The organism is Paenarthrobacter nitroguajacolicus, from assembly GCF_031455195.1.
In the GTDB taxonomy this organism is placed as follows: domain Bacteria; phylum Actinomycetota; class Actinomycetes; order Actinomycetales; family Micrococcaceae; genus Arthrobacter; species Arthrobacter nitroguajacolicus_D.
This window is the reverse complement of record NZ_JAVDSH010000011.1, coordinates 111,754-133,289: the sequence shown is the minus strand read 5'-3', so window position 1 is coordinate 133,289 and position 21,536 is coordinate 111,754. Positions and strand designations below refer to the sequence as shown.

Genomic DNA, 21,536 nt, shown 5'->3' with positions numbered 1-21,536 from the left:
CACCCAATGGATTGGCTCAATACCATCAGCCGCACGTTCCTCGACTTTGATGCCATGGTCGAAGTGCTGCCACAACTCCTCGGAGTTGGCCTCCTCAACACCCTGATCATCTCCATCGCAGCAACCATCCTCGGCGTAGTGATGGGCATGGTGGTAGCGGTCATGGGAATCTCGCGGTCCAAATGGCTGCGAATCCCGGCCAGGATCTATACGGACCTCTTCCGCGGGCTCCCCGCGATCCTCACCATCCTGCTGATCGGCCAGGGTTTTGCCCGGCTGAGCCAGTCCGTGTTCGGCCCTTCCCCTTACCCGCTGGGAATCATCGCGCTGAGCCTCATCGCCAGTGCCTACATCGGAGAGATCTTCCGCGCCGGCATCCTTAGCGTGGACAAGGGCCAGGGCGAAGCGTGCCGCGCCCTGGGAATGAGCTACACCAAGTCCATGGCACTGGTGGTGGTTCCGCAAGGTGTGCGCCGCGTGCTGCCTGCCCTGGTGAACCAGTTCATTGCCATCGTCAAGGATTCCTCACTGGTCTACTTCCTGGGGCTCCTTGTCAGCGAGCGTGAACTGTTCCGCGTGGGGCAGGACGCAGCTGTTCTGTCCGGAAACCTCTCACCGCTGGTCATGGCAGGCATCTTCTACCTGATCATCACCGTTCCCTTGACCCACCTGGTCAACTACTTCGACAACAAGTTCCGCACTGGTCGCCGTCGTCCCACCGCGCCCACCAGCGGGCTGAAGGAAGTCAAGGAACTCGACGCGGCCTCGCCGCTCATCACCGGGAGCAACACGTGAACCTCACCAGCAGCAACCCCACCAGTCCCAGCAAGACGCACCTGGACATCGAGAAGTTCCACGGCTCAAGCCTTGAACTGCAGAACCTGACTATGGCCTATGGGGACGTCGAGGTGCTCCGCAACGTCAGCCTCAGCGTGGCCCCGGGAACCACCACCTGCATTATCGGCCCGTCCGGATCTGGGAAGTCCACTCTCCTGCGTGGGGTCAATCGGCTCCACGAACCCAAGAGCGGTGACGTGCTGTTGGCCGGTGAAAGTGCCCTCAAGGTCAAGCCGGATATCCTGCGCGCCCGCATCGGGATGGTGTTCCAGCACTTCAACCTCTTCCCGGACCACACCGCCCTGGAAAACGTGGCGCTCGCCCTGTGGAGCGTCAAGGGTATGTCCAAGGCCGAGGCCCGTGAACGCGCCCGGCGCAGGCTCGCCGAAGTGGGGCTCGCCGAACGCGCAGACCACCGGCCGCGGGACCTCTCCGGCGGCCAGCAGCAACGCGTCGCCATTGCCCGTGCGCTCGCCATGGAGCCCGAAGTCATGCTGTTCGACGAAGCCACCAGCGCCCTGGATCCCGAACTCGTCAAAGGTGTCCTTAACCTGATGGCCGGACTTGGCCGACGCGGGATGACCATGTTGGTTGTTACCCACGAGATGGGCTTCGCCCGCAAGGTAGCGGACCAAGTGGTGTTCATGGACGAAGGTGAAGTAGTGGAGATCGGCACGCCCACCGAGCTCTTTGACAACCCGCGCAGTGAACGACTGCAACGGTTCCTTTCGGAAGTCCTGTGATGGGCGGGCTTGGAGCGGCACCCATCCGGACCGCCGTCGTCGGTTTTGGCGTCTCCGGCAAAGTTTTCCACGCCCCGCTGATCGCAGCGGACCCAAACTATTCGTTGGACGTCATTGTGACGGCGGACCCGGAGCGTGCCGCGGTGGCAGCGCGGCTCTACCCGGAGGCCCGGATTGTGCCCACCCCGGAGGACATGTTCAGCCTCGCCGGCGACCTGGACCTGGTGGTCCTGGGAACTCCGCCGCTGACTCACCTCGAGCTGGGTGCCGCGGCGATCGGCCGGGGCCTCAACGTTGTGGTGGACAAGCCTTTCGTCACCACGGTGGCCCACGGTGAGGAGTTGGTTGCCCGCGCTTCCGACGCCGGTGTGCAACTGACGGTCTTCCAGAACCGCCGGTGGGACGCCGACTTCCTGACGCTGCGAAAGCTGCTGCGGGACGGCGCCTTGGGTGAGGTGCGGACGTTTGAGTCGCGCTTCGAATGGTGGCGCCCGGAGGGCTTCGGCAACTGGCGCGACTCCGCAACGCTGAGCGAAGGCGGAGGCATACTCCACGACCTCGGAGCCCACCTGATCGACCAAGCCATCCAACTCTTCGGACCCGTGGCGGAGAGCTACGGCGAGACCGCCAACCACGGACCGCACCCGGAAGCGGCGGACACTGAGGCTTTCGTGTCTTTGCTCCACGAATCGGGTGTTCGGTCACGGCTGTGGATGAACGGTATGGCCGCCCAGGTTGGCCCGCGCTTCCACGTCCTGGGCTCCAAGGCCGGGTACACCAAGTGGGGGCTCGACGGACAGGAACCCGCGCTGGCAGCCGGAGTCACGCCGTCGGACCCCTCCTACGGCCACGAACCGCAACAGTCGTGGGGCCTGCTGGGAGTTGACGGAACAGCTATGCCAGTCCCTGCCGAACGAGGCGACTATCCCCGGTTCTATAGGGAGCTCGCTGCTTCACTCAGGGGCAACGGACCACTACCTGTTCAGCCGGGGGAAGCACTGGAAACCCTCACAATCATCGAAAAAATCCACGCCTTCGTGTAGGCAGCTTCACACGCGCCTCAGCATCCAGAACCTGAAAGAGAGATCACGCATGTCCTCCACTGCTATTAAGCATGTCGCCGTCATTGGCGGCGGCATCCTGGGCGTCTCCACCGCCGTCCACCTGCTCCGCCAAGGCGCAACAGTCACCCTCTTGACCGAACAGGGCCTCGCCAGCGAAGCCACGGGCCGGTCCTTGTCCTGGCTCAACTCCGCCGGGGAACGCTCCACTCCCTATCACCAGCTGCGCATCGCTGGCGTTGACCGGTACCGCACGCTGTTCGCCGCCGATCCCAGCCGGGAATGGTTGCAGTTCGGGGGCGGGCTCATGTGGAACGCCGCCGGGGAAAGTGAGGTCACCAAAGCCCGGCACGCCTACGAGAAGTCCATCGGCTACGACTCCCAACTGCTGGCCCCTGAAGAAATCGGCTCGGTCACGCCAGGCATCGACGCCAGTGCCGTCCCGGAGAACGCAATCTTCAATCCTGGCGAGGGCTGGGTCAGCCTGCCGGACCTGGTGAACTTCCTGATGGAGGAATTCCACGCCATGGGCGGCCAGTTGGTCCTCAACGCAGGTAAAGCCTCGGTGATGGTGGAGGGCGGCCGGGCTACCGGCGTCGAAACCGCCACCGGTGAAACCTACCCCGCGGACGCCGTTCTCGTAGCCTGCGGTGCCGCGACGCCCGCCGTCGTAAAACCGCTCGGGGTCGAGATACCGAACGGTTCCCCGGTCTCCATGCTGGTTGTTACCAAGCCCGTGGAGCACCAGGTCGAGGCAGTGATGAATACGCCGCGCGCTGCCGTGCGACCCAATCCGGGTAACACTTTTGCCTTGGATCACGACTGGTATGAAGGGCACATCACTGAGCACCCGGACGGTTCGTTCACCATCCCGGATGACGTCGTCCAGGAATTGGCGGATGAATCATCCAAGCTGATCGCAGGAAACCCCGAGCTCAAGCCGGCATCGTGGAAGATCGGGTACAAGCCAATCCCGGGCGACGGCGAACCAGTCTTCGGGGAGCTCGGCCAGGTGCCGGGCTGTTTCGTAGCCTTCACCCACTCAGGTGCCACGCTGGGCCTCATCGCAGGCGAGTTGCTCTCCGGGGAGATCCTGACGGGGGACAAGCACCCCATGTTCGCCACGTTCCGGCCGGGCCGGTTCTCCTAGCCCGAACGCAAAAGGCCAACGGCCCCGATACGCCATCTGCATAAGCGTGTCGGGGCCGTTGGAGTGTGTGGGCGAATGCCGGGTCAGCAGGTCAAGGTGCCCTTGAGGACCTTGCCCGTCCAGACATTGCTGGTGCCCGGAACCTTGTAATAACCGCGGATTTCGTAGGTCCAGGTTCCGATCACTTCGTAGCCCGAGGTGTAGGTCTTGCCGCTGGCCTTGCTGAGGTCGCCGGTGAACTCGAGGTTGCCGGAGCGGTCGAAGATCTTGATGTCGTGGTAGTTCGCGTTGGTTACTGCCCCGAAGGAATTGACCGTGACCGTTGCCCGGATACCGAACGAGCAGCTCATGGACACGTTCGCGGTTGCCGGGGCGGCGAGGCTGGCGGTGGAGAACTGCGGGGCGCTGTGCTCGGTGTCGGTGAATGCGGCAAATGCCGCTGTTGGTGCTGTGACGAGGCCAAGAAGCACGACGGCGGCGATCACCAGGCTGCGCAGGACGCTGTTCCGCGTGGTCATGGTGGTCATCCTCCTTTTGGTGTTTCGCACCGGGCCTGATCGGGCTGGGGTTGGAGAATCCGATCAGGCCCGGCGGGGCTTGGGAACAACATTGCCAAGCCACCCTCAAGAAGCACTCCTGCAAACCCGCAACGGTTCCTCAGGAAAACCTCAAGACTGCCGCATCGGCAAGCGAGCAGGATCGGAGAAGCAGCGGGTGCGCCCGGCTCCTACCGTTGAGGTATCCGCACAATGTCCAACAAATAAGGGGGCCGCAATGGCTGGGACAGGAACAGCTGACAGGACCAAGTCCTACGACGGATTCAGCGATGATGAACGCTCGGCAATGAAGGAGCGCGCGCAGGAACTGAAGAAGACCTCCAGGAAGAAGTCGTCCGACGCGGACGGGGAGGCGGACGTCCAGGCAAAGATCGCCGAAATGCCTGAGTCGGACCAGGCAATGGCCAAGCGCCTCCACGCCCTCGTCAAGGAACACGCGCCGGAACTGACACCCAAAACCTGGTACGGCATGCCGGCCTACGCCAAAGACGGGAAGAACATCGTCTTCTTCAAGAGCGCCGACAAATTCAAGAGCCGTTACGCGACGCTCGGCTTCGAAGAGAATGCCGCCCTGGACGACGGACCCATGTGGCCCACGTCTTTTGCCCTGAAGGAAATCACCCCGGACGTGGAAGCAAGGATCGTTGACCTCATCAAGAGGGCTGTCGCCTAAGGCGACTTAAACCCCGACGGCGGCTGGTTGCCCACACAGGCAACCAGCCGCCGTCGCACTTAATCCAAGTCGTGCTTAGTCCAGGAAGTCAGTAAGTGGGGTCCGGGTTTGGGTGCGGCGGCACGGGACCTGGGTCAGGAGTGGGCGTCGGGCCAGGTGTGGGATTGGGGTCCGGGATGGGGCTTGGCGGGAACGGGGTGGTGGGATCCGGCGGTGGCGGAACGGGTCCGGGATCCGGGGGAAACGGTTCGGGCTCGTGGGTTGGAGGAAGTGTCATGAACTCTCCTTTGCCTACTCAGGGGTATTGCTCCGGCAGATAAGTGCAGCCTACTCCGGGTTGCTCAGCGGCTACAGGTCCACCCGCCGAGATTTATAGGTCAAATGACCTATAGTGAATGTATGAATGATTCCCTAGAACTTGATATCGGCGGTCCAGTGCTGATCGTGGGCGGCTACGGAACGGTGGGCACGGCACTGACCCGGCTCGCCCCGAAAGAATGGACCCTGCTCCTCACAGGAAGAAACCCGGACCGCGGCAGCCACTTGGCCAGCGCGAACGTGACGGTCAGGAAGTGGGACCTCAATCAACCGGAACCCTTCGCGGCCAAGGTCAGGGCGGTGATCAGCACCGTAAACGACCCCGACGACAGGGTCCTTCGCGCAGCCATCAGTGCCGGGATTCCCTACGTGGATGTCACGCGTTGGACCAGCCGGGTCACCAGGGCAGTCACCCAGGCGACCCTGCTCCAGCCAACGGCCCCCGTATTGCTTAGTTCCGGATGGATGGGCGGGGTCACCAACATCGTCGCAGCAGCCCTGGCCCAGGAGACCGGTGGCGCGGACCAGATCGACGTCGCCATCCGTTACGACATTAACGACCAAGCCGGAGCCGACTCCGTGGACTTCATGGACCGGCTGGGACTGGACTTCGAAGTACGCAAACGCGGCCAAGCCGCCGTCGTCAGCCCATTGACGGACGCGCGCTGGGTGGACATTGCCGGGCACCGCACCAAAGTGGCGCGGCTGGACACCCCGGAGCAGTTCACCCTGCCGCTGACTATCGGTGCGGGCTCGGTGGCAACCAGAATCGGGTTCAGTTCAAACGCATCGACGACGGCGTTGCTCGCCGCCCGCGCGGTGGGACTGTTCCGCTGGGGAAGCGGAGAGCGGTGGGCGCCGATGCGTCGCTCCCTGCTGTATTCGCCCGGTGCAGGCGGAACCGCGCACATCCGCGTGGACGTGGAGGGGCCCAGCGGAACGCGAACTGCCGTCATATCCGACCCCCAGGGGCAAGCGCACCTCACCGCGTTGGGCGGCTTGCTGGGCTTGAAGACAGTGCTTGCCGACGCCGCCCGGCCCGGCGTTTCCTTCCCGGAATCAGCGCCAGATCCGGCCTCCCTCCTGGCCGAGATGGAGTCACGCGGTGTGACAATATTGAGGTCATGACCGAAAGCAAGGGCGCCCTGCGGAAAGCGGCGCTGCTGGACGCTGCTGAAGAAGTCCTGGTCACCAAGGGCAATGCCAACGCCGCGATGCGGGACTTTGCCGCTGCCGCCGGCGTACGGATCGGGCACCTGCAGCACTACTTTCCCACCCGGGCCGACCTCATTCGGGCTGTCCTCGAGAGGACACTCGAACGCTCTCTGCAGAGGCTAGCCGAGACGGCCGGAATTGAGCTCGGTCCCGCGGCAGGTGGCGGCCTGACCCGTGACGATTCCCACCGTCTCTTGACTGCGCTGCTCCACGAACATTCGGGTTTAGCTGACGTCAAGATGCACCTCGAGATCTGGGCTCTTGCTGCCTCGGATGAGCAGGCCGCCACCGCACTCAGGGCCTTCTACCAGCAGTACGGGGGTCACGTGCAGGGAGTGGTGCGACGAGGGCGGCCCGAGCTCCCGGAGCCAGAGGTGGAGGGGGTTGCTGCGGCCATCGTCAGCCTTTTCGAGGGTGCTGCGGTCACGCGCTCGGACATTGCAGGTCTTCGAACGGAGGCCGGCGACCAAGCCATCATTCGCGCGGCACAGTGGATGATCCACGGACAGGGGACTGACTGACCAACGTCGTGCCCAGCCTGGTGGCTCTATTTTGTCTGTGCCTGCTGCTTCCGCAGTGCTTGCGGCAGGCCCTGACCGTGGGCCAGAGGGCACGGTCAGTGGTGATCTGGTCCGGCAGTTGCGGGTGCTGGAGGAAATGAAGTCGGCCATCTCGAGTTTGCAGGCCAAGATCGCTGTGGCTTTTGATGTGGCCCAGCGACAGGAACAAGCCCGGAACGGTGTCCCGGCTTCGGAGCGGGGCAAGGGCGTGGCGGCGCAGGTGGCGTTGGCCCGGCGGGAATCCCCCAACAAAGGCTCCCGGCTCCTGGGCCTGGCCAAAGCCTTGGTCACGGAGATGCCGCACACCATGGCCGCCCTGGAGTCAGGTCAGTTGAACGAGTGGCGGGCAACTCTGCTGGTCAAGGAAACGGCGTGCTTGTCCGTGGAGGACCGGGGAGCGGTGGATGCCGAACTCGCCCCCGACACCGGGACCTTCGACGGTGCAGGAGACAAAGCCATCACCGCCGCCGTCAAAGCCGCGGCGTACCGGCGTGATCCCCGAACGGTCACCGAACGCGCAGCGCACGCCGCCTCAGAACGGTATGTCAGCCTCCGCCCGGCGCCGGACACCGGTGAACTGCTCGCATCCGACTCACGCGCACGCTTCTTCCCACCCGGAATACGACGCTTCATCGAAACACGAGACAACACCTGCCGCACCCCCTACTGCGACGCACCCATCCTGCACCTGGACCACATCGTCCCGTGGCACTCAGACGGTCCCACCACCGTTCACAACGGGGCCGGGCTCTGCCAAGCCTGCAACCACACCAAAGAAATCCCCGGCTGGAAGTCCACACCCGAAGCAGGAAACCGGCACACGCTCAAAATCACCACACCCACCGGCCACAGCTACCAATCACAAGCAGCACCACTGCCCGGATACCGGCCTGGCAAACCCCCTCAGAAAATTCCTTAAAAAGATCCGTACCCCGCGTAACCCTTTGGCGTGCCCCGACGATTACGTCATTGAAAGGGCCGAGCTGGAATTTGTCCCCCATCATGTTCCAGCTCGGCTCTTCTTTGTCCGGGGGAGTTTTCCTCAGGCAAAGCGGGTCTTCCCTACGGATGGTCCGGCAGAGCAGTTACCCTTGGTGGGGTTGCCCGTCGAGCAAAGGCGGGAGACCTGGCTCCACAACCACGGACCTGCCGCCGATCGAAAGTCCCAAATCCTGTGACCGACGCATTGACCGACGAAGCGCTTCACGCACTCAAGGACAATAACGCGGAACTGTTCAGCGCCATCTACCAGGCCTATGCGGGCCAGGTGCTCGGATACCTGACAGCTAAAGGCGTGCCCGATCCCGAGGCAGTCACGCAGGATGTGTTCCTGGCTGTCCTGCCTCGACTGGATGACTTGAGCGGAGGCGTCAACGGCCTGCGGACTTTCATTTTCTCGGTAGCCCACGCACGCATGGTGGACGAGCACCGGAAGAAACTCCGGGCGCCCGATCACCACGAGTTCGAGCCCGATCGGGATACCCGCGAATCGAGTTCGGCGGAGGCGGAGGCCTTGGACCGGCTGGCGCCGTACGAGGTCATGGCGCTGTTGGACCACCTCGGCGAGGATCAACGGGAAGTCCTGACGCTGCGCATCGTGGCTGGCCTGACGGTGGAGCAGGTGGCCGACATCATGGGGAAATCCGCTGGGGCAGTGAAACAGCTGCAACGACGGGCACTTATTACGCTCCGTGAGCACTCGGCAGTAAAGGAATACGTGGCGCCATGACATACAGGGATACAGAACGCGAAGCTATCGTGGACGGGCTCATGCTCGACGCCGAGCTCTCTGACGCGTCGGACCTCCGGCACGCGCTCTTTTCACTGGGTTTATTCGCCAACGTCCCGGCTCCTGCCCCTGGCGCCGAGCTCGCCGCGATGCTGGCTGGTCCGCACGACGAACTCTCCAAGCGCCGGTGGCGCCACAAACACCGCACCGCCGTCGTCAGTGTTGCCGTGGTGGCTGCGATGGGACTGGGCGTCAGCGGCGTAGCCGCCGCGAGTTCGGGCTTCACCCGCAGCCCTTCCTTTGATGGGCTCCTGGGCAACTTTGCGCCGCGCTGGTCCGCATCCACGCCCGTGCTGCCCGCCCCGGATGCGCCCAAGATCAGTACCAAGCCAGCGCCTGCGATGGATCCTGCGGCGCTCCCGCCCGCGACAACTGTTCCGTCGATTCCCGTGCCCTTGCCTGCCGCACCCGACGCAGCGATGGGGCCCGCGCAGGATGCGGCGAACGCACCAGCGCAGGCCCCCGTCCAGGACGTTCGCTCTCCCCAGGCCCCCGGTGCGGCCGGGAACAGGCCCGAGTCCGGGACCAGGCCGGAGCCCGCGAAGGATCCGCAGGAAAAGCCAACCCCATTCAGCCCAAACCAGGACAAGCCGCAGCGTCCTGACGCGCCAAAGCCCGATATGTCCAAGTCTGAGGCGGACAAACCGGACAAGCAGCCGCCCGCCAAGTCCGCGAACAAAGGCCAGGCACTGCCGTCCTACCCGAAGCAGTGGTCCGGGGAGCAGGTCAACGAGATCACGGACAAACTGAAGCAGTGGAAAAAGCACGGCGGCAGCAGCTGGACCCGCTAGCGCCGGGCACTTAGGCGAGGACCCGCTTAGGCGAGGACCTGGCGCTTGGAAGAAATGACTCCGGTGTCGAAACCAGCAAGGTGTAGTCCGCCGTGGAAGCGGGCATGCTCGATCTTCACGCAGCGGTCCATGACCACATTGAGGCCCGCGGCCTCGGCATCGCGTGCAACATCCTCGTGCCACGAACCCAGCTGAAGCCACAGGGTTTTGGCCCCGGCTGCGACGGCTTCGTCCATGACCCCGGGGAGGTCGTCGTGTTTGCGGAAGACGTCAACGATGTCCGGGGACTCGGGTAGATCGGCCAACGAAGCGTATGTCGGCTGGCCCAGGATTTCCTTGACCACGGGGTTCACGAAGTACACCTTGTAGCGCGTGGACGACTGCAGGTAGGTGGCCACGAAGTAACTGGCGCGGGACGGCTTGTCCGAGGCGCCAACGATCGCGATGGACTTGGCCTGGCGCAGGAGCGACAAGCGCTCGGGAGCAGATGGCCCGTCCCATGTACGTTCGGTGTTGCTCATGCTTTTGCTCCTACTACTGATGGGACTTCAGCAGCTGCTTGCGCCTCGGTGAGTGCCTGGTCAAGGTCCCAAAGGATGTCATCCAGGTCCTCCAAACCCACGGAGATCCGGACCAGGTCCTCCGGAACGCCCGCGGATTCGAGCTGTTCGGCACTGAGCTGCTGGTGAGTGGTGGAGCCCGGGTGGATGACAAGCGTCCGTGAATCACCGACATTGGCCAGGTGGGAAGCCAACTGCAGGGACTCGATGAACTTTTGCCCGGCGGCGCGACCTCCGGCAACACCGAACGAGAACACCGAACCAGGCCCCTTGGGCAGGTACTTCCGTGCGCGCTCGAAGTGGGGGTGTGACGGCAGGCCGGAATAGTTCACGTAAGCCACGCGGGGATCTGCGTCGAGCCATTCGGCCACGGCCTGTGCGTTCTTCAAGTGCTCGTCCAAACGCTGGGGGAGTGTCTCCACACCCTGCAGGAGCTGGAAAGCGGAGAGCGGGGAGAGTGCCGGGCCAATGTCGCGGAGGTGCTCGCAGCGCAGCTTGGTCAGGAAGCCGTATTCCCCGAAGTTGCCCCACCAGGAGACGTTTCCGTAGGAGGGCACGGGGTCGGTCATCATGGGGAACTTGCCGTTGCCCCAGTTGAACCGGCCGCTCTCCACGATCACCCCGCCCAGGGTGGTGCCGTGGCCGCCAATGAACTTGGTGGCCGAGTGGATCACGATGTCCGCACCGTGCTCGATCGGCCGCACGAGGTAAGGCGTGCTCAAGGTGGCATCGACCACCAGGGGGATACCGGCGTCGTGCGCTACCTTGGCCAGCCCCGCAAGGTCCTGGACTTCCGACGACGGGTTCGCCACCACCTCGACGAACAGCGCCTTGGTGTTCTCCTGGATGGCCGCGGCATAGTCTGCCGGGTCCGTTCCGGGCACGAAGGTGGTGTCGACGCCGAAGCGGCGCAACGATACATCCAACTGGGTGACGGTGCCGCCGTAGAGCTGGGATGCGGCGACGATGTGGTCGCCGGACTGGGTCAGCGCTGCGAACGTGATGAACTCGGCTGCCATGCCCGACGACGTCGCGACAGCCCCGATCCCGCCCTCAAGGGAAGCGATGCGCTCCTCAAAAGCGGCGACCGTGGGGTTGCCGATGCGGGAGTAGATGTTGCCGTACTTCTGCAGGGCGAAGAGGTTTGCAGCGTCGTTGGTGTCCTTGAACACGAAGGACGTGGTCTGGTAGATAGGCACAGCGCGGGCACCGTGTTCGGCGTCGGGGGTGCCTCCAGCGTGCAGGGCGCGGGTGCGGAACCCGAAAGTGCGGTCGGCCATCAGACTGCCACCGACTCAGCAACCGGTGTGGAGGAAAGGTCTAACTCAATGCCGTTCTTGCGGGCGAGGTCTGCCTCGAGTTCGCGGACGATCGGGAGGATGTCCTGGCCGAACGCAGCGATCTCTTCCTGGAAGTGCAGGTAGCCGGTGAGGAACAGGTTCACGCCGATCTTCTTGTATTCCACGATCCGCTCGGCGATCTGCTCCGGGGTGCCGATGAGCTGGGTCTTGAAACCATCGTTGTACTGGACCAGGTCCTCGAACGTGGAGTCCGCCCACATGCCCTTGCCGTCCTTGGTGGACGCTCCGGCTTCCTGCACGGCGTCGCGGAATCCCTGGACTGCGGGCTTGTGTGCCTTCTCCACGATCTCGCGGAGGGTGTCGCGGGCCTCCTTTTCGGAGTCGCGGGCAATGACGAAACCGTTGAGGCCGAAGCGCGGAGCAGCAAGCGCACCCTCGGAGCCGCGGTTCGTTTCACCGGCCGCAGCAACGACACCGGCAATGTTCTCCTTGAAACCCTCAAGGTCCTTACCGTTGGAGAAGTACCAGTCGGCAACGCGGCCCGCGGTGGCCTGGGCCGCCGTCGAGTTTCCACCGAAGAAGATCTCCGGGTGCGCCCGGCCGGGAACGTCCACCGGCGCCGGGTTCAGGGTGAAATCGGTGATGTTGTAGTACTTGCCGCCCTGGCTGTAGCCCTGCTCGGTCCACAGTCCGCGGAGGACGTTGATGAATTCCTCGGTGCGGACGTAGCGTTCATCATGCTCCAGCCATTCGAGGCCGAAATTGGTGAACTCGTTCTTGAGCCAGCCGGACACAATATTGACGGCGGCCCGGCCGTTGGAGATGTGGTCAGCCGTGATGATGTACTTCGCCAGCACGCCAGGGTGCCACATGCCCGGGTGGACGGCGGCGATGACCTTGAGTCGCTCTGTCGCAGCCAGCAGGGCCAGGCTGAAGGACGTGGCTTCGTGCTGCTTGTCTGCGCCGTACGAAGCGGCGTAACGGGTCTGTGTGAGGGCGTATTCAAAGCCGGAGTTCTCCGCGATCCGGGCGAGCTTCTTGTTGTAGTCGAAGTCCCAGCCGGTGCGTTGCTCGATGGTGGACACCACCAGGCCGCCGGAAACGTTGGGAACCCAGTAGGCGAACTTGAGCGGCTCGGAGAGTCGTGCGACGTTGCTGATCTCGGTCATGAATTTTCCTTCACTCGGGCCCGCTCGCGCAGGACGTCCTGGATTCCGGCGATTGCCGGTTCGTTTTGGAGTGAGGTGGTGTCGCCCAAGGCGGTCCCCTCAAAGAGTTGGGTCAACAGCCGGCGCATGATCTTGCCGCTGCGGGTCTTGGGTACGTCTGCCACCACGACGACGTCGCGCGGCTTGGCGATGGGGCCGATCTCCTTGGCAACGTGGTTGCGCAGGTTGTGGGCGACTTCCGCTTCCCGGTCACCTGAGCCGCTTCGGAGGACGACAAACGCTACGACGGCGTGCCCGGTGGTGGTATCGGCAACGGGACAGACTCCGGCCTCCACCACGTCCGGGTGCGAGACCAGCGCGGACTCGATCTCAATGGTGGACAGCAGATGTCCTGAGACATTGAGGGTGTCGTCCACGCGCCCAAGGATCCAAATGTCGCCGTCGGAATCGTATTTGGCGCCGTCGCCGGCGAGGAACCAGCCCTGCTTGGCGTACTGGCTCCAGTAGGAGTCGAAGTAGCGCCGCGGGTTGCCCCACACGGTCCGCGCGATGGCGGGGCCGGGACGGTCCACCACGATGAAGCCTTGCTCGCCGGGCCCAGTGAGCCGACCGGCTTCATCCACCACGCGTGTGCTCACGCCGGGAAGGGCGCGAGCCGCGCAGCCCGGCTTGAACTCAGTGTCCGTGGGCGAAGGGGACATGATGGTGGCACCAGTTTCGGACTGCCACCAGGTGTCCACCATGGGTGCCGTGCCACCGCCGATGTTGTCGCGCAGCCACCGCCAGGCCTCGGGATTCACGGCCTCGCCCACGGTACCCAGCACCCGGATCGACGAGAAATCGTAGCTGTCCGGCACGCCGTCCGGGAACCATCCCATGAGGGAGCGGACCAGTGTGGGCGCCGTGTAGTACTGGGTGACCTTGTAGCGTTCAATGATCTCGAAGTGCCGGCCGGGGTGCGGGGTGTTGGGCGTGCCCTCGAAGATCACCTGGGTGGCGCCGTTGGAGAGCGGACCGTAGATCTCGTAGGTGTGGGCGGTGACCCAGGCCAAGTCCGCGGTGCACCAATGGACGTCCTGGTCCCGCAGCGACGCATCAGGGTTACTGAACAGGTACTCGAAACTCCACGATGCCTGCGTCAGATAGCCTCCGGCAGTGTGGACCAGGCCCTTTGGCTTCCCCGTGGTCCCGGAGGTGTACATGATGAACAGCGGAGTCTCAGCGTCGAAGGCCTTGGGCTCGTGGACCTCGGAGGCAGTATCAACGACGTCGTGCCACCAGACGTCCCGACCCTCTGTCATGGCCACGTTCGCGAGTTCGCCGGCTGGTGTGGTCCGGTTGATGACCAGCACGTGCTCAATGGCGTTATCACCGGAGACGGCGGCGTCGGCGTTGTCCTTGACCGCTACGGCAACCCCGCGGCGGAACTGGCCGTCCGTGGTGACCAGGAGTTTCGCCTGGGTGTCCTCCACCCGGAACCGCAATGCCTCGGCCGAGAACCCACCGAAGACCAGGGAGTGGATCGCACCGATGCGAGCCACGGCCAGCGTGATGATCACGGTTTCCGGAATAACCGGGAGATAGATGACAACGCGGTCGCCCTTGGTGATGCCAAGACCCAGCAGCGCGTTCGCGGCCTTGGACACCTCGCGTTGCAGTTCCGCGTAGGTGATGGCTCGGCGGTCACCGGGTTCACCTTCGAAGTAGAGGGCAACCTTGTCACCCTTTCCGGCGAGCACGTGCCGGTCCACGCAGTTGTACGCAACGTTCAGCTTGCCGCCGTCGAACCATGAGATCTCCGGGCCCCGGCCCGCTTCAACATCAACAGGAGTCCAAGTGTGCGCGGTGTGCCAAGGGGCTGCCCAGTGCAGGCGGCGGGCCTGCTCTTCCCAGAAGCCAACGGCTGACCCGTTCCGGTCAAAACTGCCGTCAAAACTGCCGTGACGCGCCCGCTCGCCGAGATCGGCGCCGTGCACTGCGCCGTCCTTTGGCTCAGTCGAGGACCATCCCGAAGAGCCGTGAAGGGAGCCGGGCGCGTCAAGCAGCCCTGCTTCAGAGGCCGTCGCGTCCGAAGTGGTGTGTGAAATTTTGGGGGTGGGTACGGCAGAAGTCATGGTTGCTCCTTGCCCGGAAGTGCAGGCTCAGTGCGAAGATGCGAAGCAAGGGATGGTCGCCCTCGTCCGCGGGGATGGTCACTCCTCACTAAAGCCGATGGTCCATTTGGCTCAAAACCAGCGGTAGTGGTGCGTAATATTCGCCTGGACGGCCTGAGGTCCGCAAAATATGCAGATTATTCGGCAGACCGCTGGGTTGAGCGTCAGGAGTAGGCTTAGGCCATGATGCATGTCAACGATCCAGCCGTCGTGGAGCGGTTGATGCGAACAAAGGGCACGTGGGCCATCGTGGGCCTCAGCACCAACCAGTGGCGCTCCGCCTACGATGTTTCGCTCTACGTCCGGGACAAGATGGGCATGGAGATCATCCCCATCAACCTCAAGGGCGAGGACGTGCATGGTGAAAAGGGGTATAAGTCCTTGGCTGATATTCCGCAGGCCAAGCATCCCATCGACGTGGTGGATTGCTTCGTGAACTCGCAACGCGTGGGGGCTGTGATCGACCAGGCGATTGCGATCGGTGCCAAGGCCGTTTGGCTGCAACTGGGCGTCTTTGACGACGAGGCAACGCAACGCGCCAGGGAAGCAGGACTCGAAGTGGTGGTGAACTCCTGCCCGGCGCGTGAAGGCTGGCATTACGGCCTATGATCCCGGGACGGGTTCCTCTGCTAGATTGCTGCTGACTCATCTCTTTAGCCCCGGGGGACAGCCATGACTGGCGCCACTCTGCAATGCCATTTTCCTTGCCCAGTAGGCGGGCCCTCCTCGGTGTTGTGGGCGCCTCGGTGGTGGCCGGGCTCACGGCTTGCACTCCCGCTGAAGGGGCAGAAAGTACGACGACGGCGCTGCCGCCAAGTGCCGCCGTCGGCTCGCCGGAGGCCCCGGCTGCTACGGCTGCTACGGTGACGCCGACTCCGACGCCAACTCTTGCGGCGACGAAGCGAATCCGCCGGAGTTTCATCCCGGACTACCAGTTGCCGCCGATTGTTGGCGGACTCGCGCCGGTTATCACCAAGATCCCCACCAAGCACCCGATCGTGTTCCTGACCATCGACGACGGGAACATCAAGACCCCGGAATCGGTGAAGCTCATGGCGGAGTACGACTATCCTGCATCACTGTTCCTCACCAGGAACACCATTGCGGACAACCCGGCGTTCTTCAACGCTTTCAAGGCCCAGGGCAGCCTGGTGGAAAACCACACGGTGACACACAACATCAACATGGTGCGGCAGTGGGGCTATCAACAGCAGCTGGACGACATAGTGGGGATGCAGGAGTACGCGGTTCAACAGTATGGCCGCAAGCCCACATTGTTCCGGCCACCCGGCGGTGCTTACTCAAACGCGATGCGGCAGGCCGTGGCAGCTGCGGGCCTGAAAGCGGTGGTTACGTGGGAGGCAAAGGCAAACGCCGGAAAGATGGACTACCAAGTAGGGAACTCGTTGCGCCCCGGGGATATTGTCCTAATGCATTTCCGGGCCGAGTTTGCTGCAGACCTTGCTGCGTTCCGCGCTGCCCAGCTGGCGGCAGGGCTGGAAGTGGTGCTGCTGGAGGATTTCCTGGGCGTGGCGTAGGGCTCGACCCCTAAGCTGCCCCCCAAGTAGGCTCACGTCCATGGATGTTTCCGGCTTGCGCGAGATTTGCCTGGGCTTCCCCGGCGCCTTCGAAGACTTTCCCTTCGGTCCGGAGACATCTGTCTTCAAGGTCCGGGCGGCCGTGGCCGGCGGTGCACGGCACGAGGCCAAAATGTTCGCACTCTCCGCGATGGACCCGGGCAACTGGTCTGTCAGCCTCAAATGCGAGCCGGCGCTGGCCGAGCAGCTTCGGGCTGCCCATCCGGAAATTACCGGTGCCTGGCATATGAACAAGACCCACTGGAATGGCGTTCGGCTTGATGGCGCCCTGCCGGACGACATGATCAGGGACATGGTGGAGGACTCCTACGACCTGGTGGTGGCCACCCTCAGCCGCAAGCAACAGGAACGACTTGGGTGGGCCAGGCTGGCCGCTCCGCGAGGGAAGTAACACCCTCATAACGCCCCTCCCCATGGCGCTGACAGGGGGATAGATTGATACTGCATACCTAGAGACCACAGCCTTGGGCTGGTCAGGAGCGGTTTGATGCTGGATCAGAAGACACTGGACCAATTGTGGAACTTTGGCGATCCGGCGGCTTCCGAAGCCCGGTTCCGTGCCGCCATGGTTGAGGAAATGTACGACGTCGACGAGCAGGCCGAGCTCGCCACCCAACTTGGGCGGGCCATCGGCCTGCAGGGCCGCTTCGAGGAAGCTGACGCGCTCCTGGATGGAATCGACGACGACGAGCCCACCGTTGGCGTGCGGATCCTCCTGGAGCGCGGGCGCGTCCTCAATGCGGGTGGCCGAGCCGCCATGGCCGTGCCGCTCCTTGAGCAGGCAGCAGAGTTGGCGGATCACCTTGGTGAGGAATTCCTGGCGGTCGATGCGCTCCATATGCTCTCCATCGCGGACGCCGGGAACGCGGAGGTTTGGATGCGGAGTGGCCTGGAATATGCGTCCTCCGCCCACGATGAGCGAACCAAGCGCTGGATGATTGCTTTGCACGCGGGCCTGGGGTCGTTTCTGCGCGGTAAAAACCGGCTCACGGAGGCCATGGTGGAGTTCCAATTGGCCGAACAATGGGCGGAACGACTGGGAACTGAGCGGCAGAAGGCGTTGGCGCGGGACGCGATCACCGAGTGCGGGAAGGCCCTCGCTGAAGGTCCGTAGAAAGATCACGCTTTGACAAATGTTGATCGAAACTGCCGCGAAATATTGATTTTCGATCATTCGTGGTGAATTATGTCACAGAAGGTTGGTGCTGCCAGAGCGCCAACCCAGACTGTCTGACTGAACGGTTTCTGCCGCAACAGTCGACACTACGAGTCACTGGAGGGTTTAGAAATGAACGTTCAGCACCAGTCCGTTGGTCGCCGTGGATTCCTGCGCGGAGCACTCGCCGCAGCTGTCCTCGTTCCTATGGGGGGAACCATTGCTTCCTGTGCTGCGGGCGGCGGTGGAACATCCGCCGGTCCTACAGGAACGGTCTCAGACACCAACCCGTTCGGCATGGCTGACAAGGCCACCCTGGACGCCGTCATCTTCAAGGGCGGCTACGGCATCGACTACGTCGAGTTCGCAGGCAAGCTCTTCGAGAAGAACCACTCAGGTTCCACCGCCAAGATTGCGCCGTCCACCGACATCGCCCAGGAGCTGCAGCCGCGCTTCGTTGGCGGCAACCCGCCGGACCTGATCGACAACTCCGGCGCGAAAGCCATCGGCTTCAGCACCATCCTCAGCCAGCTCGAGGACCTCACGCCGCTGGTTGAGGCCAAGAACCTCGAGGGCAAGGTCATCAAGGACACCCTGTACACCGGCGTACTGGCTCCAGGCACCTTCGATGGCAAGCTTGCTGCCCTGAACTACGTCCTGACGGTCTACGCTGTGTGGTACTCCGACTCCCTCCTGAAGGAAAACGGTTGGACCGTTCCGAAGACCTGGGATGAGATGTACACCCTCGGCGAGCAGGCCAAGGCCAAGGGCAAGTACCTCTTCGTCTGGGGCAAGGAAGCGGCCACGTACTACCAGGAACTGGCCATCGCGTCCGCCATCAAGGAAGGCGGCGACGAGGTCCGCCTCGCCCTGGAGAACCTCAAAGCCGATTGCTGGTCACACCCGGCCATCCAGTCCGTCTTCACTGCCCTGGACAAGATCGTCAAGGCCGGCTTCTTCAAGCCTGGCGGTTCCGGCACGCAGTTCACCGCTGCCCAGGCACAGTGGAGCAACGCGCAGGAAGCCGTGTTCTACCCCTCGGGTTCCTGGATCGAAAACGAAATGAAGGACCAGACCAAGGCCGGCTTCAACATGATGGGCACCCCAGCCCCGTCCGTGAGCGCAAGCCCCAAGATGCCGCAGACCGCACTTCACAGTGCTGCAGGCGAACCGTTCATTGTGCCTTCCCAGGGCAAGAACGCCGCCGGTGGCAAGGAACTGCTCCGCATCATGCTCTCCAAGGAAGCAGCCACCAACTTCGCCAAGACCAAGCTGGCTCCCACCATCGTCAAGGACACTGTTCCGGCCGATGGCTTCGGTTCAACCGCCCTGGTTTCGCAGACGAAGATGCTCAGCGATGCCGGTGAGAACATCTACACCTGGAACTTCATCGACCTGTACGGCACCAACAAGGACCAGCTGGTTGTTTGGAACACCTTCCTGGATGGCAAGTCCGACGTCGCGACATTGACGTCCGCGCTCCAGAACATCACCGACAAGGTCCGTAACGACAGCTCGGTCAAGAAGATCGAAGTGAAGTGACTTCAGTGAAAACTCAGCAGAGCCGGAACGACGACGGCCTGGCCGCCGTCGTTCCGGCGACCGCCCCACAGCAGGTGATCAAGCGGCGGCGGAAGCCGTTGACGTGGGACAAGGTCAGTTTCTTCGCGGTCTTCCTCGGACTGCCGCTGGCGATCTACCTGTTGTTCGTGATTTGGCCCTTTATCCAGGCTTTTGGCTACTCGTTGACGGACTGGTCGGGATTCTCGCCCAACCAGAACTTCATCGGACTTGAGAACTACGCCAAGATCTTCACGGACGACATCTTCATGAAGGCCATGGGGAACAACATCCTCCTGGTCATCTTCCTGCCGATCATTACCATCATCCTGAGCCTGGTTCTTGCCTCCCTGGTCACGGTTGGCGGCAGCAGCAAAGGCCAAATCAAGGGCCTGCGTAACTCCAGCTTCTACCGCGTGGTCTCGTTCTTCCCGTACACAATCCCCGCTATCGCGATCGGCATTATGTGGGGGCAAATCTACGATCCCTCGGGAGGCCTGCTGAATGGCATCCTCACCGGAGTGGGCCTGGACCAGTTCAAGGACTTCGCCTGGTTGGGCGATAAGAACACCGCCATGATAGCCACCATGTTCGTGATCGTTTGGGGCTTCGTGGGCTTCTACATGGTGCTGTTCGTGGCAGGCATCAAGGGCATCCCCGCCGAGCTTTTCGAAGCCGCGAGGATCGATGGCGCCGGTAGGTTCCGCACCGCTGTGTCCATCACCATCCCGCTGATCCGCGACAACATCCAGACGGCCTACATCTACATGGGCATCCTGGCTTTGGATGCGTTCGTTTACATGGCCGCGCTGAACTCCGGCGGCGGTCCGGACAACTCCACGCTGGTGATGGCGCAGCAACTGTTCTTCACCGCCTTCAGCAAGGGGCAGTTCGGACTCGCAAGCGCCATGGGCGTTGTGCTGGCCATCGCGACGCTGATCTTCTCCGGTTTGGTCTTCGCGGTCAACAAGCTCACCGGCGGCGATAAGGATGTGAGCCTGTAATGAGTACCAAAGTTTCGACACCGGAAATGAAGTCACTGCACTTCCAACCGCGGAAACCGGCAACCTCGACGGGCGACAAAGTGGTGGGAGCAGTCTCGCACACGGCTTTGACCATTTGGACGCTCATTGTCATCCTGCCGCTCCTGTGGACGTTCATGTCCTCCTTCAAGACGTCCAGCGAGATTTTCGCCTCGCCGTTCTCCTTGCCGGCCGAATGGAAGCTGGACAACTACATCAAAGCCTGGAGCGAAGCCGGGATCGGCAGCGCGTTCCTGAACTCGGTGATTGTTGTCGCCGTGGCCTTGGTGATCGTGATGGTTCTGGGCGCCATGTGCGCCTACGTCCTGGCCCGCTACACCTTCCCGGGCAGCAGGGCCATCTACTACCTGATGCTTGCCGGCCTCACCTTCCCGATCTTCCTGGCCATGGTGCCGTTGTTCTTCGTCTTGAAGAACATGGGCCTGCTGAACACGTTGCCCGGGCTGATCCTGGTCTACGTTGGCTTCGCGCTTCCGTTCACGGTGTTCTTCCTGTTCTCCTTCTTCAAGTCGCTGCCTCACGAAATCACCGAAGCAGCTGCCCTTGACGGCGCAGGGGAGTGGCGGACGTTCTTCCAGGTCATGTTGCCGATGGCCAAGCCGGGGCTTGCCTCGGTTGCCATCTTCAACTTCCTGGGCCTGTGGAACCAGTTCCTCATTCCGGTGTCCATCAACGCTGCCGGCCCGCGCGTCCTTTCCCAGGAACTCGCGGCCTTCGCCGGCCAGATGGGCTATGCGGTGGACTACGGCGCGCTGTTCGCAGCCGTCAGCGTCACGGTCATCCCGGTGCTCATCGTCTACGTGATCTTCCAGCGCCAGCTGCAGGGTTCCGTTTCGCAAGGAACCTCTAAGTAGTACAACCACGCCAAATAAGCGTTCGACGGCGGTCGTCACCTGAGGTGGCGGCCGCCGTCGGGCTTTAACTCTGGAAGGATGGGAACGGATCTGTAGTGCAACGAAAGGCAGCAGCCCGTGATCTTTATTGTGGTCAAATTCAACGTCAAGCCCGACTGGTCCGAGCGGTGGCTGGACCTCGTAGCCGACTTCACTAAGGCAACCCGCGAGGAGTCTGGCAACCTGTGGTTCGACTGGTCCCGCAGCGTGGATAACCCCAACGAGTTCGTGCTGGTGGAAGCGTTCCAGGACGATGCCGCTGAGGCCCACGTCAACAGCGAACACTTCAAGAAGGCCATGGCCGACATGCCCCAGGCGCTGGTGGAGACTCCCCACATCATCAGCCGTCAGTTCGAAGGCAGCGGTTGGGACCGCATGGGCGAGCTGACCATCGAGTAATCCGCCAGCC

The 21,536-nt window shown here is 62.9% G+C and carries 24 protein-coding genes; 18 read left to right on the top strand and 6 right to left on the bottom strand.

Annotation, left to right across the window (positions count from 1 at the left end; genetic code table 11):
- The first annotated feature begins 6 nt into the window (after positions 1-6).
- From J2Y68_RS19710 to J2Y68_RS19695, 4 genes are read left to right on the top strand one after another with little or no spacing between them, the layout of a single operon-like run.
- Positions 7-795: an amino acid ABC transporter permease gene (locus J2Y68_RS19710; protein ID WP_211714012.1), complete on the top strand. Its 789-nt coding sequence runs from the start codon at positions 7-9 to the stop codon at positions 793-795.
- Positions 792-1,580, top strand: coding sequence for an amino acid ABC transporter ATP-binding protein (locus J2Y68_RS19705; protein WP_309996029.1), 789 nt, complete (start codon positions 792-794; stop codon positions 1,578-1,580). The genes J2Y68_RS19710 and J2Y68_RS19705 overlap by 4 nt, the downstream gene beginning before the upstream one ends.
- The gene (locus J2Y68_RS19700) at positions 1,580-2,623 is read left to right on the top strand and encodes a Gfo/Idh/MocA family protein (RefSeq protein ID WP_309996027.1); all 1,044 of its coding nucleotides are present in this window, start codon (positions 1,580-1,582) and stop codon (positions 2,621-2,623) included. Before J2Y68_RS19705 ends, J2Y68_RS19700 begins: the two co-directional genes overlap by 1 nt.
- A gap of 49 nt (positions 2,624-2,672) precedes the next feature.
- A complete protein-coding gene (locus J2Y68_RS19695; protein WP_309996024.1) occupies positions 2,673-3,791 on the top strand; it encodes an NAD(P)/FAD-dependent oxidoreductase in 1,119 nt (372 codons plus the stop codon).
- Positions 3,792-3,874: 83 nt separating this feature from the next.
- Here the strand turns inward: J2Y68_RS19695 and J2Y68_RS19690 are convergent, their stop codons facing one another.
- Positions 3,875-4,309, bottom strand: a complete 435-nt coding sequence (locus tag J2Y68_RS19690; RefSeq protein WP_309996020.1) for a hypothetical protein — start codon at positions 4,307-4,309, stop codon at positions 3,875-3,877.
- Between the two features lie 256 nt (positions 4,310-4,565).
- On the opposite strand from J2Y68_RS19690, the gene J2Y68_RS19685 reads away from it, so the two are divergent.
- The gene (locus J2Y68_RS19685) at positions 4,566-5,021 is read left to right on the top strand and encodes an iron chaperone (protein WP_309996017.1); all 456 of its coding nucleotides are present in this window, start codon (positions 4,566-4,568) and stop codon (positions 5,019-5,021) included.
- Between the two features lie 88 nt (positions 5,022-5,109).
- Here J2Y68_RS19685 and J2Y68_RS19680 read toward each other — a convergent pair whose 3' ends face one another.
- On the bottom strand, positions 5,110-5,298 hold the full coding sequence (locus tag J2Y68_RS19680; RefSeq protein WP_309996013.1) for a hypothetical protein: 189 nt from the start codon (positions 5,296-5,298) through the stop codon (positions 5,110-5,112).
- Between the two features lie 122 nt (positions 5,299-5,420).
- On the opposite strand from J2Y68_RS19680, the gene J2Y68_RS19675 reads away from it, so the two are divergent.
- The 5 genes from J2Y68_RS19675 (at position 5,421) to J2Y68_RS19655 (ending at position 9,694) form a co-directional block, all read left to right on the top strand.
- On the top strand, positions 5,421-6,467 hold the full coding sequence (locus J2Y68_RS19675; RefSeq protein WP_309996011.1) for a saccharopine dehydrogenase family protein: 1,047 nt from the start codon (positions 5,421-5,423) through the stop codon (positions 6,465-6,467).
- Positions 6,464-7,075 (top strand): TetR/AcrR family transcriptional regulator, encoded by a 612-nt coding sequence (locus tag J2Y68_RS19670; RefSeq protein WP_309996009.1) that lies wholly within the window; start codon positions 6,464-6,466, stop codon positions 7,073-7,075. The genes J2Y68_RS19675 and J2Y68_RS19670 overlap by 4 nt, the downstream gene beginning before the upstream one ends.
- Positions 7,076-7,112: 37 nt before the next feature.
- Positions 7,113-8,033 carry an HNH endonuclease gene (locus tag J2Y68_RS19665; RefSeq protein ID WP_397335418.1) on the top strand — a complete coding sequence of 307 codons (921 nt, stop codon included), beginning with the start codon at positions 7,113-7,115 and terminating at the stop codon, positions 8,031-8,033.
- A 255-nt stretch (positions 8,034-8,288) separates the two neighbouring features.
- Positions 8,289-8,843, top strand: a complete 555-nt coding sequence (locus J2Y68_RS19660) for an RNA polymerase sigma factor (RefSeq protein ID WP_284985250.1) — start codon at positions 8,289-8,291, stop codon at positions 8,841-8,843.
- Entirely contained in the window at positions 8,840-9,694 is an 855-nt protein-coding gene (locus J2Y68_RS19655; protein WP_309996005.1) for a hypothetical protein, read from the top strand. The genes J2Y68_RS19660 and J2Y68_RS19655 overlap by 4 nt, the downstream gene beginning before the upstream one ends.
- Before the next feature lie 26 nt (positions 9,695-9,720).
- On the opposite strand, the gene J2Y68_RS19650 is transcribed toward J2Y68_RS19655, so the two are convergent.
- From J2Y68_RS19650 to acs, 4 genes are read right to left on the bottom strand one after another with little or no spacing between them, the layout of a single operon-like run.
- Positions 9,721-10,215 carry a CoA-binding protein gene (locus J2Y68_RS19650; protein ID WP_309996002.1) on the bottom strand — a complete coding sequence of 165 codons (495 nt, stop codon included), beginning with the start codon at positions 10,213-10,215 and terminating at the stop codon, positions 9,721-9,723.
- Positions 10,212-11,534: an O-acetylhomoserine aminocarboxypropyltransferase/cysteine synthase family protein gene (locus J2Y68_RS19645; RefSeq protein ID WP_309995999.1), complete on the bottom strand. Its 1,323-nt coding sequence runs from the start codon at positions 11,532-11,534 to the stop codon at positions 10,212-10,214. The genes J2Y68_RS19650 and J2Y68_RS19645 overlap by 4 nt, the downstream gene beginning before the upstream one ends.
- Positions 11,534-12,724, bottom strand: coding sequence for a dimethylsulfone monooxygenase SfnG (sfnG, locus tag J2Y68_RS19640; RefSeq protein WP_309995997.1), 1,191 nt, complete (start codon positions 12,722-12,724; stop codon positions 11,534-11,536). The genes J2Y68_RS19645 and sfnG overlap by 1 nt, the downstream gene beginning before the upstream one ends.
- The gene (gene acs, locus J2Y68_RS19635) at positions 12,721-14,838 is read right to left on the bottom strand and encodes an acetate--CoA ligase (RefSeq protein WP_309995996.1); all 2,118 of its coding nucleotides are present in this window, start codon (positions 14,836-14,838) and stop codon (positions 12,721-12,723) included. The genes sfnG and acs overlap by 4 nt, the downstream gene beginning before the upstream one ends.
- A gap of 222 nt (positions 14,839-15,060) precedes the next feature.
- On the opposite strand from acs, the gene J2Y68_RS19630 reads away from it, so the two are divergent.
- The 8 genes from J2Y68_RS19630 to J2Y68_RS19595 all read left to right on the top strand — a co-directional run bounded on the left by J2Y68_RS19630 (position 15,061) and on the right by J2Y68_RS19595 (position 21,526).
- Entirely contained in the window at positions 15,061-15,486 is a 426-nt protein-coding gene (locus J2Y68_RS19630) for a CoA-binding protein (protein ID WP_309995994.1), read from the top strand.
- Positions 15,487-15,581: 95 nt separating this feature from the next.
- Entirely contained in the window at positions 15,582-16,415 is an 834-nt protein-coding gene (locus J2Y68_RS19625; protein WP_309995992.1) for a polysaccharide deacetylase family protein, read from the top strand.
- Positions 16,416-16,455: 40 nt separating this feature from the next.
- A complete protein-coding gene (locus J2Y68_RS19620) occupies positions 16,456-16,866 on the top strand; it encodes an MmcQ/YjbR family DNA-binding protein (RefSeq protein ID WP_309995989.1) in 411 nt (136 codons plus the stop codon).
- A gap of 96 nt (positions 16,867-16,962) precedes the next feature.
- Positions 16,963-17,589 (top strand): hypothetical protein, encoded by a 627-nt coding sequence (locus tag J2Y68_RS19615; RefSeq protein WP_309995986.1) that lies wholly within the window; start codon positions 16,963-16,965, stop codon positions 17,587-17,589.
- 174 nt (positions 17,590-17,763) lie between these two features.
- Positions 17,764-19,173, top strand: coding sequence for an N-acetylglucosamine/diacetylchitobiose ABC transporter substrate-binding protein (gene ngcE / locus J2Y68_RS19610; RefSeq protein ID WP_309995983.1), 1,410 nt, complete (start codon positions 17,764-17,766; stop codon positions 19,171-19,173).
- A gap of 5 nt (positions 19,174-19,178) precedes the next feature.
- Positions 19,179-20,195, top strand: a complete 1,017-nt coding sequence (locus J2Y68_RS19605; RefSeq protein WP_307843849.1) for a carbohydrate ABC transporter permease — start codon at positions 19,179-19,181, stop codon at positions 20,193-20,195.
- Entirely contained in the window at positions 20,195-21,088 is an 894-nt protein-coding gene (locus J2Y68_RS19600; RefSeq protein WP_309995978.1) for a carbohydrate ABC transporter permease, read from the top strand. The genes J2Y68_RS19605 and J2Y68_RS19600 overlap by 1 nt, the downstream gene beginning before the upstream one ends.
- 117 nt (positions 21,089-21,205) lie before the next feature.
- Positions 21,206-21,526 carry a putative quinol monooxygenase gene (locus tag J2Y68_RS19595; RefSeq protein ID WP_309995975.1) on the top strand — a complete coding sequence of 107 codons (321 nt, stop codon included), beginning with the start codon at positions 21,206-21,208 and terminating at the stop codon, positions 21,524-21,526.
- The last annotated feature ends 10 nt before the right edge of the window (positions 21,527-21,536 follow it).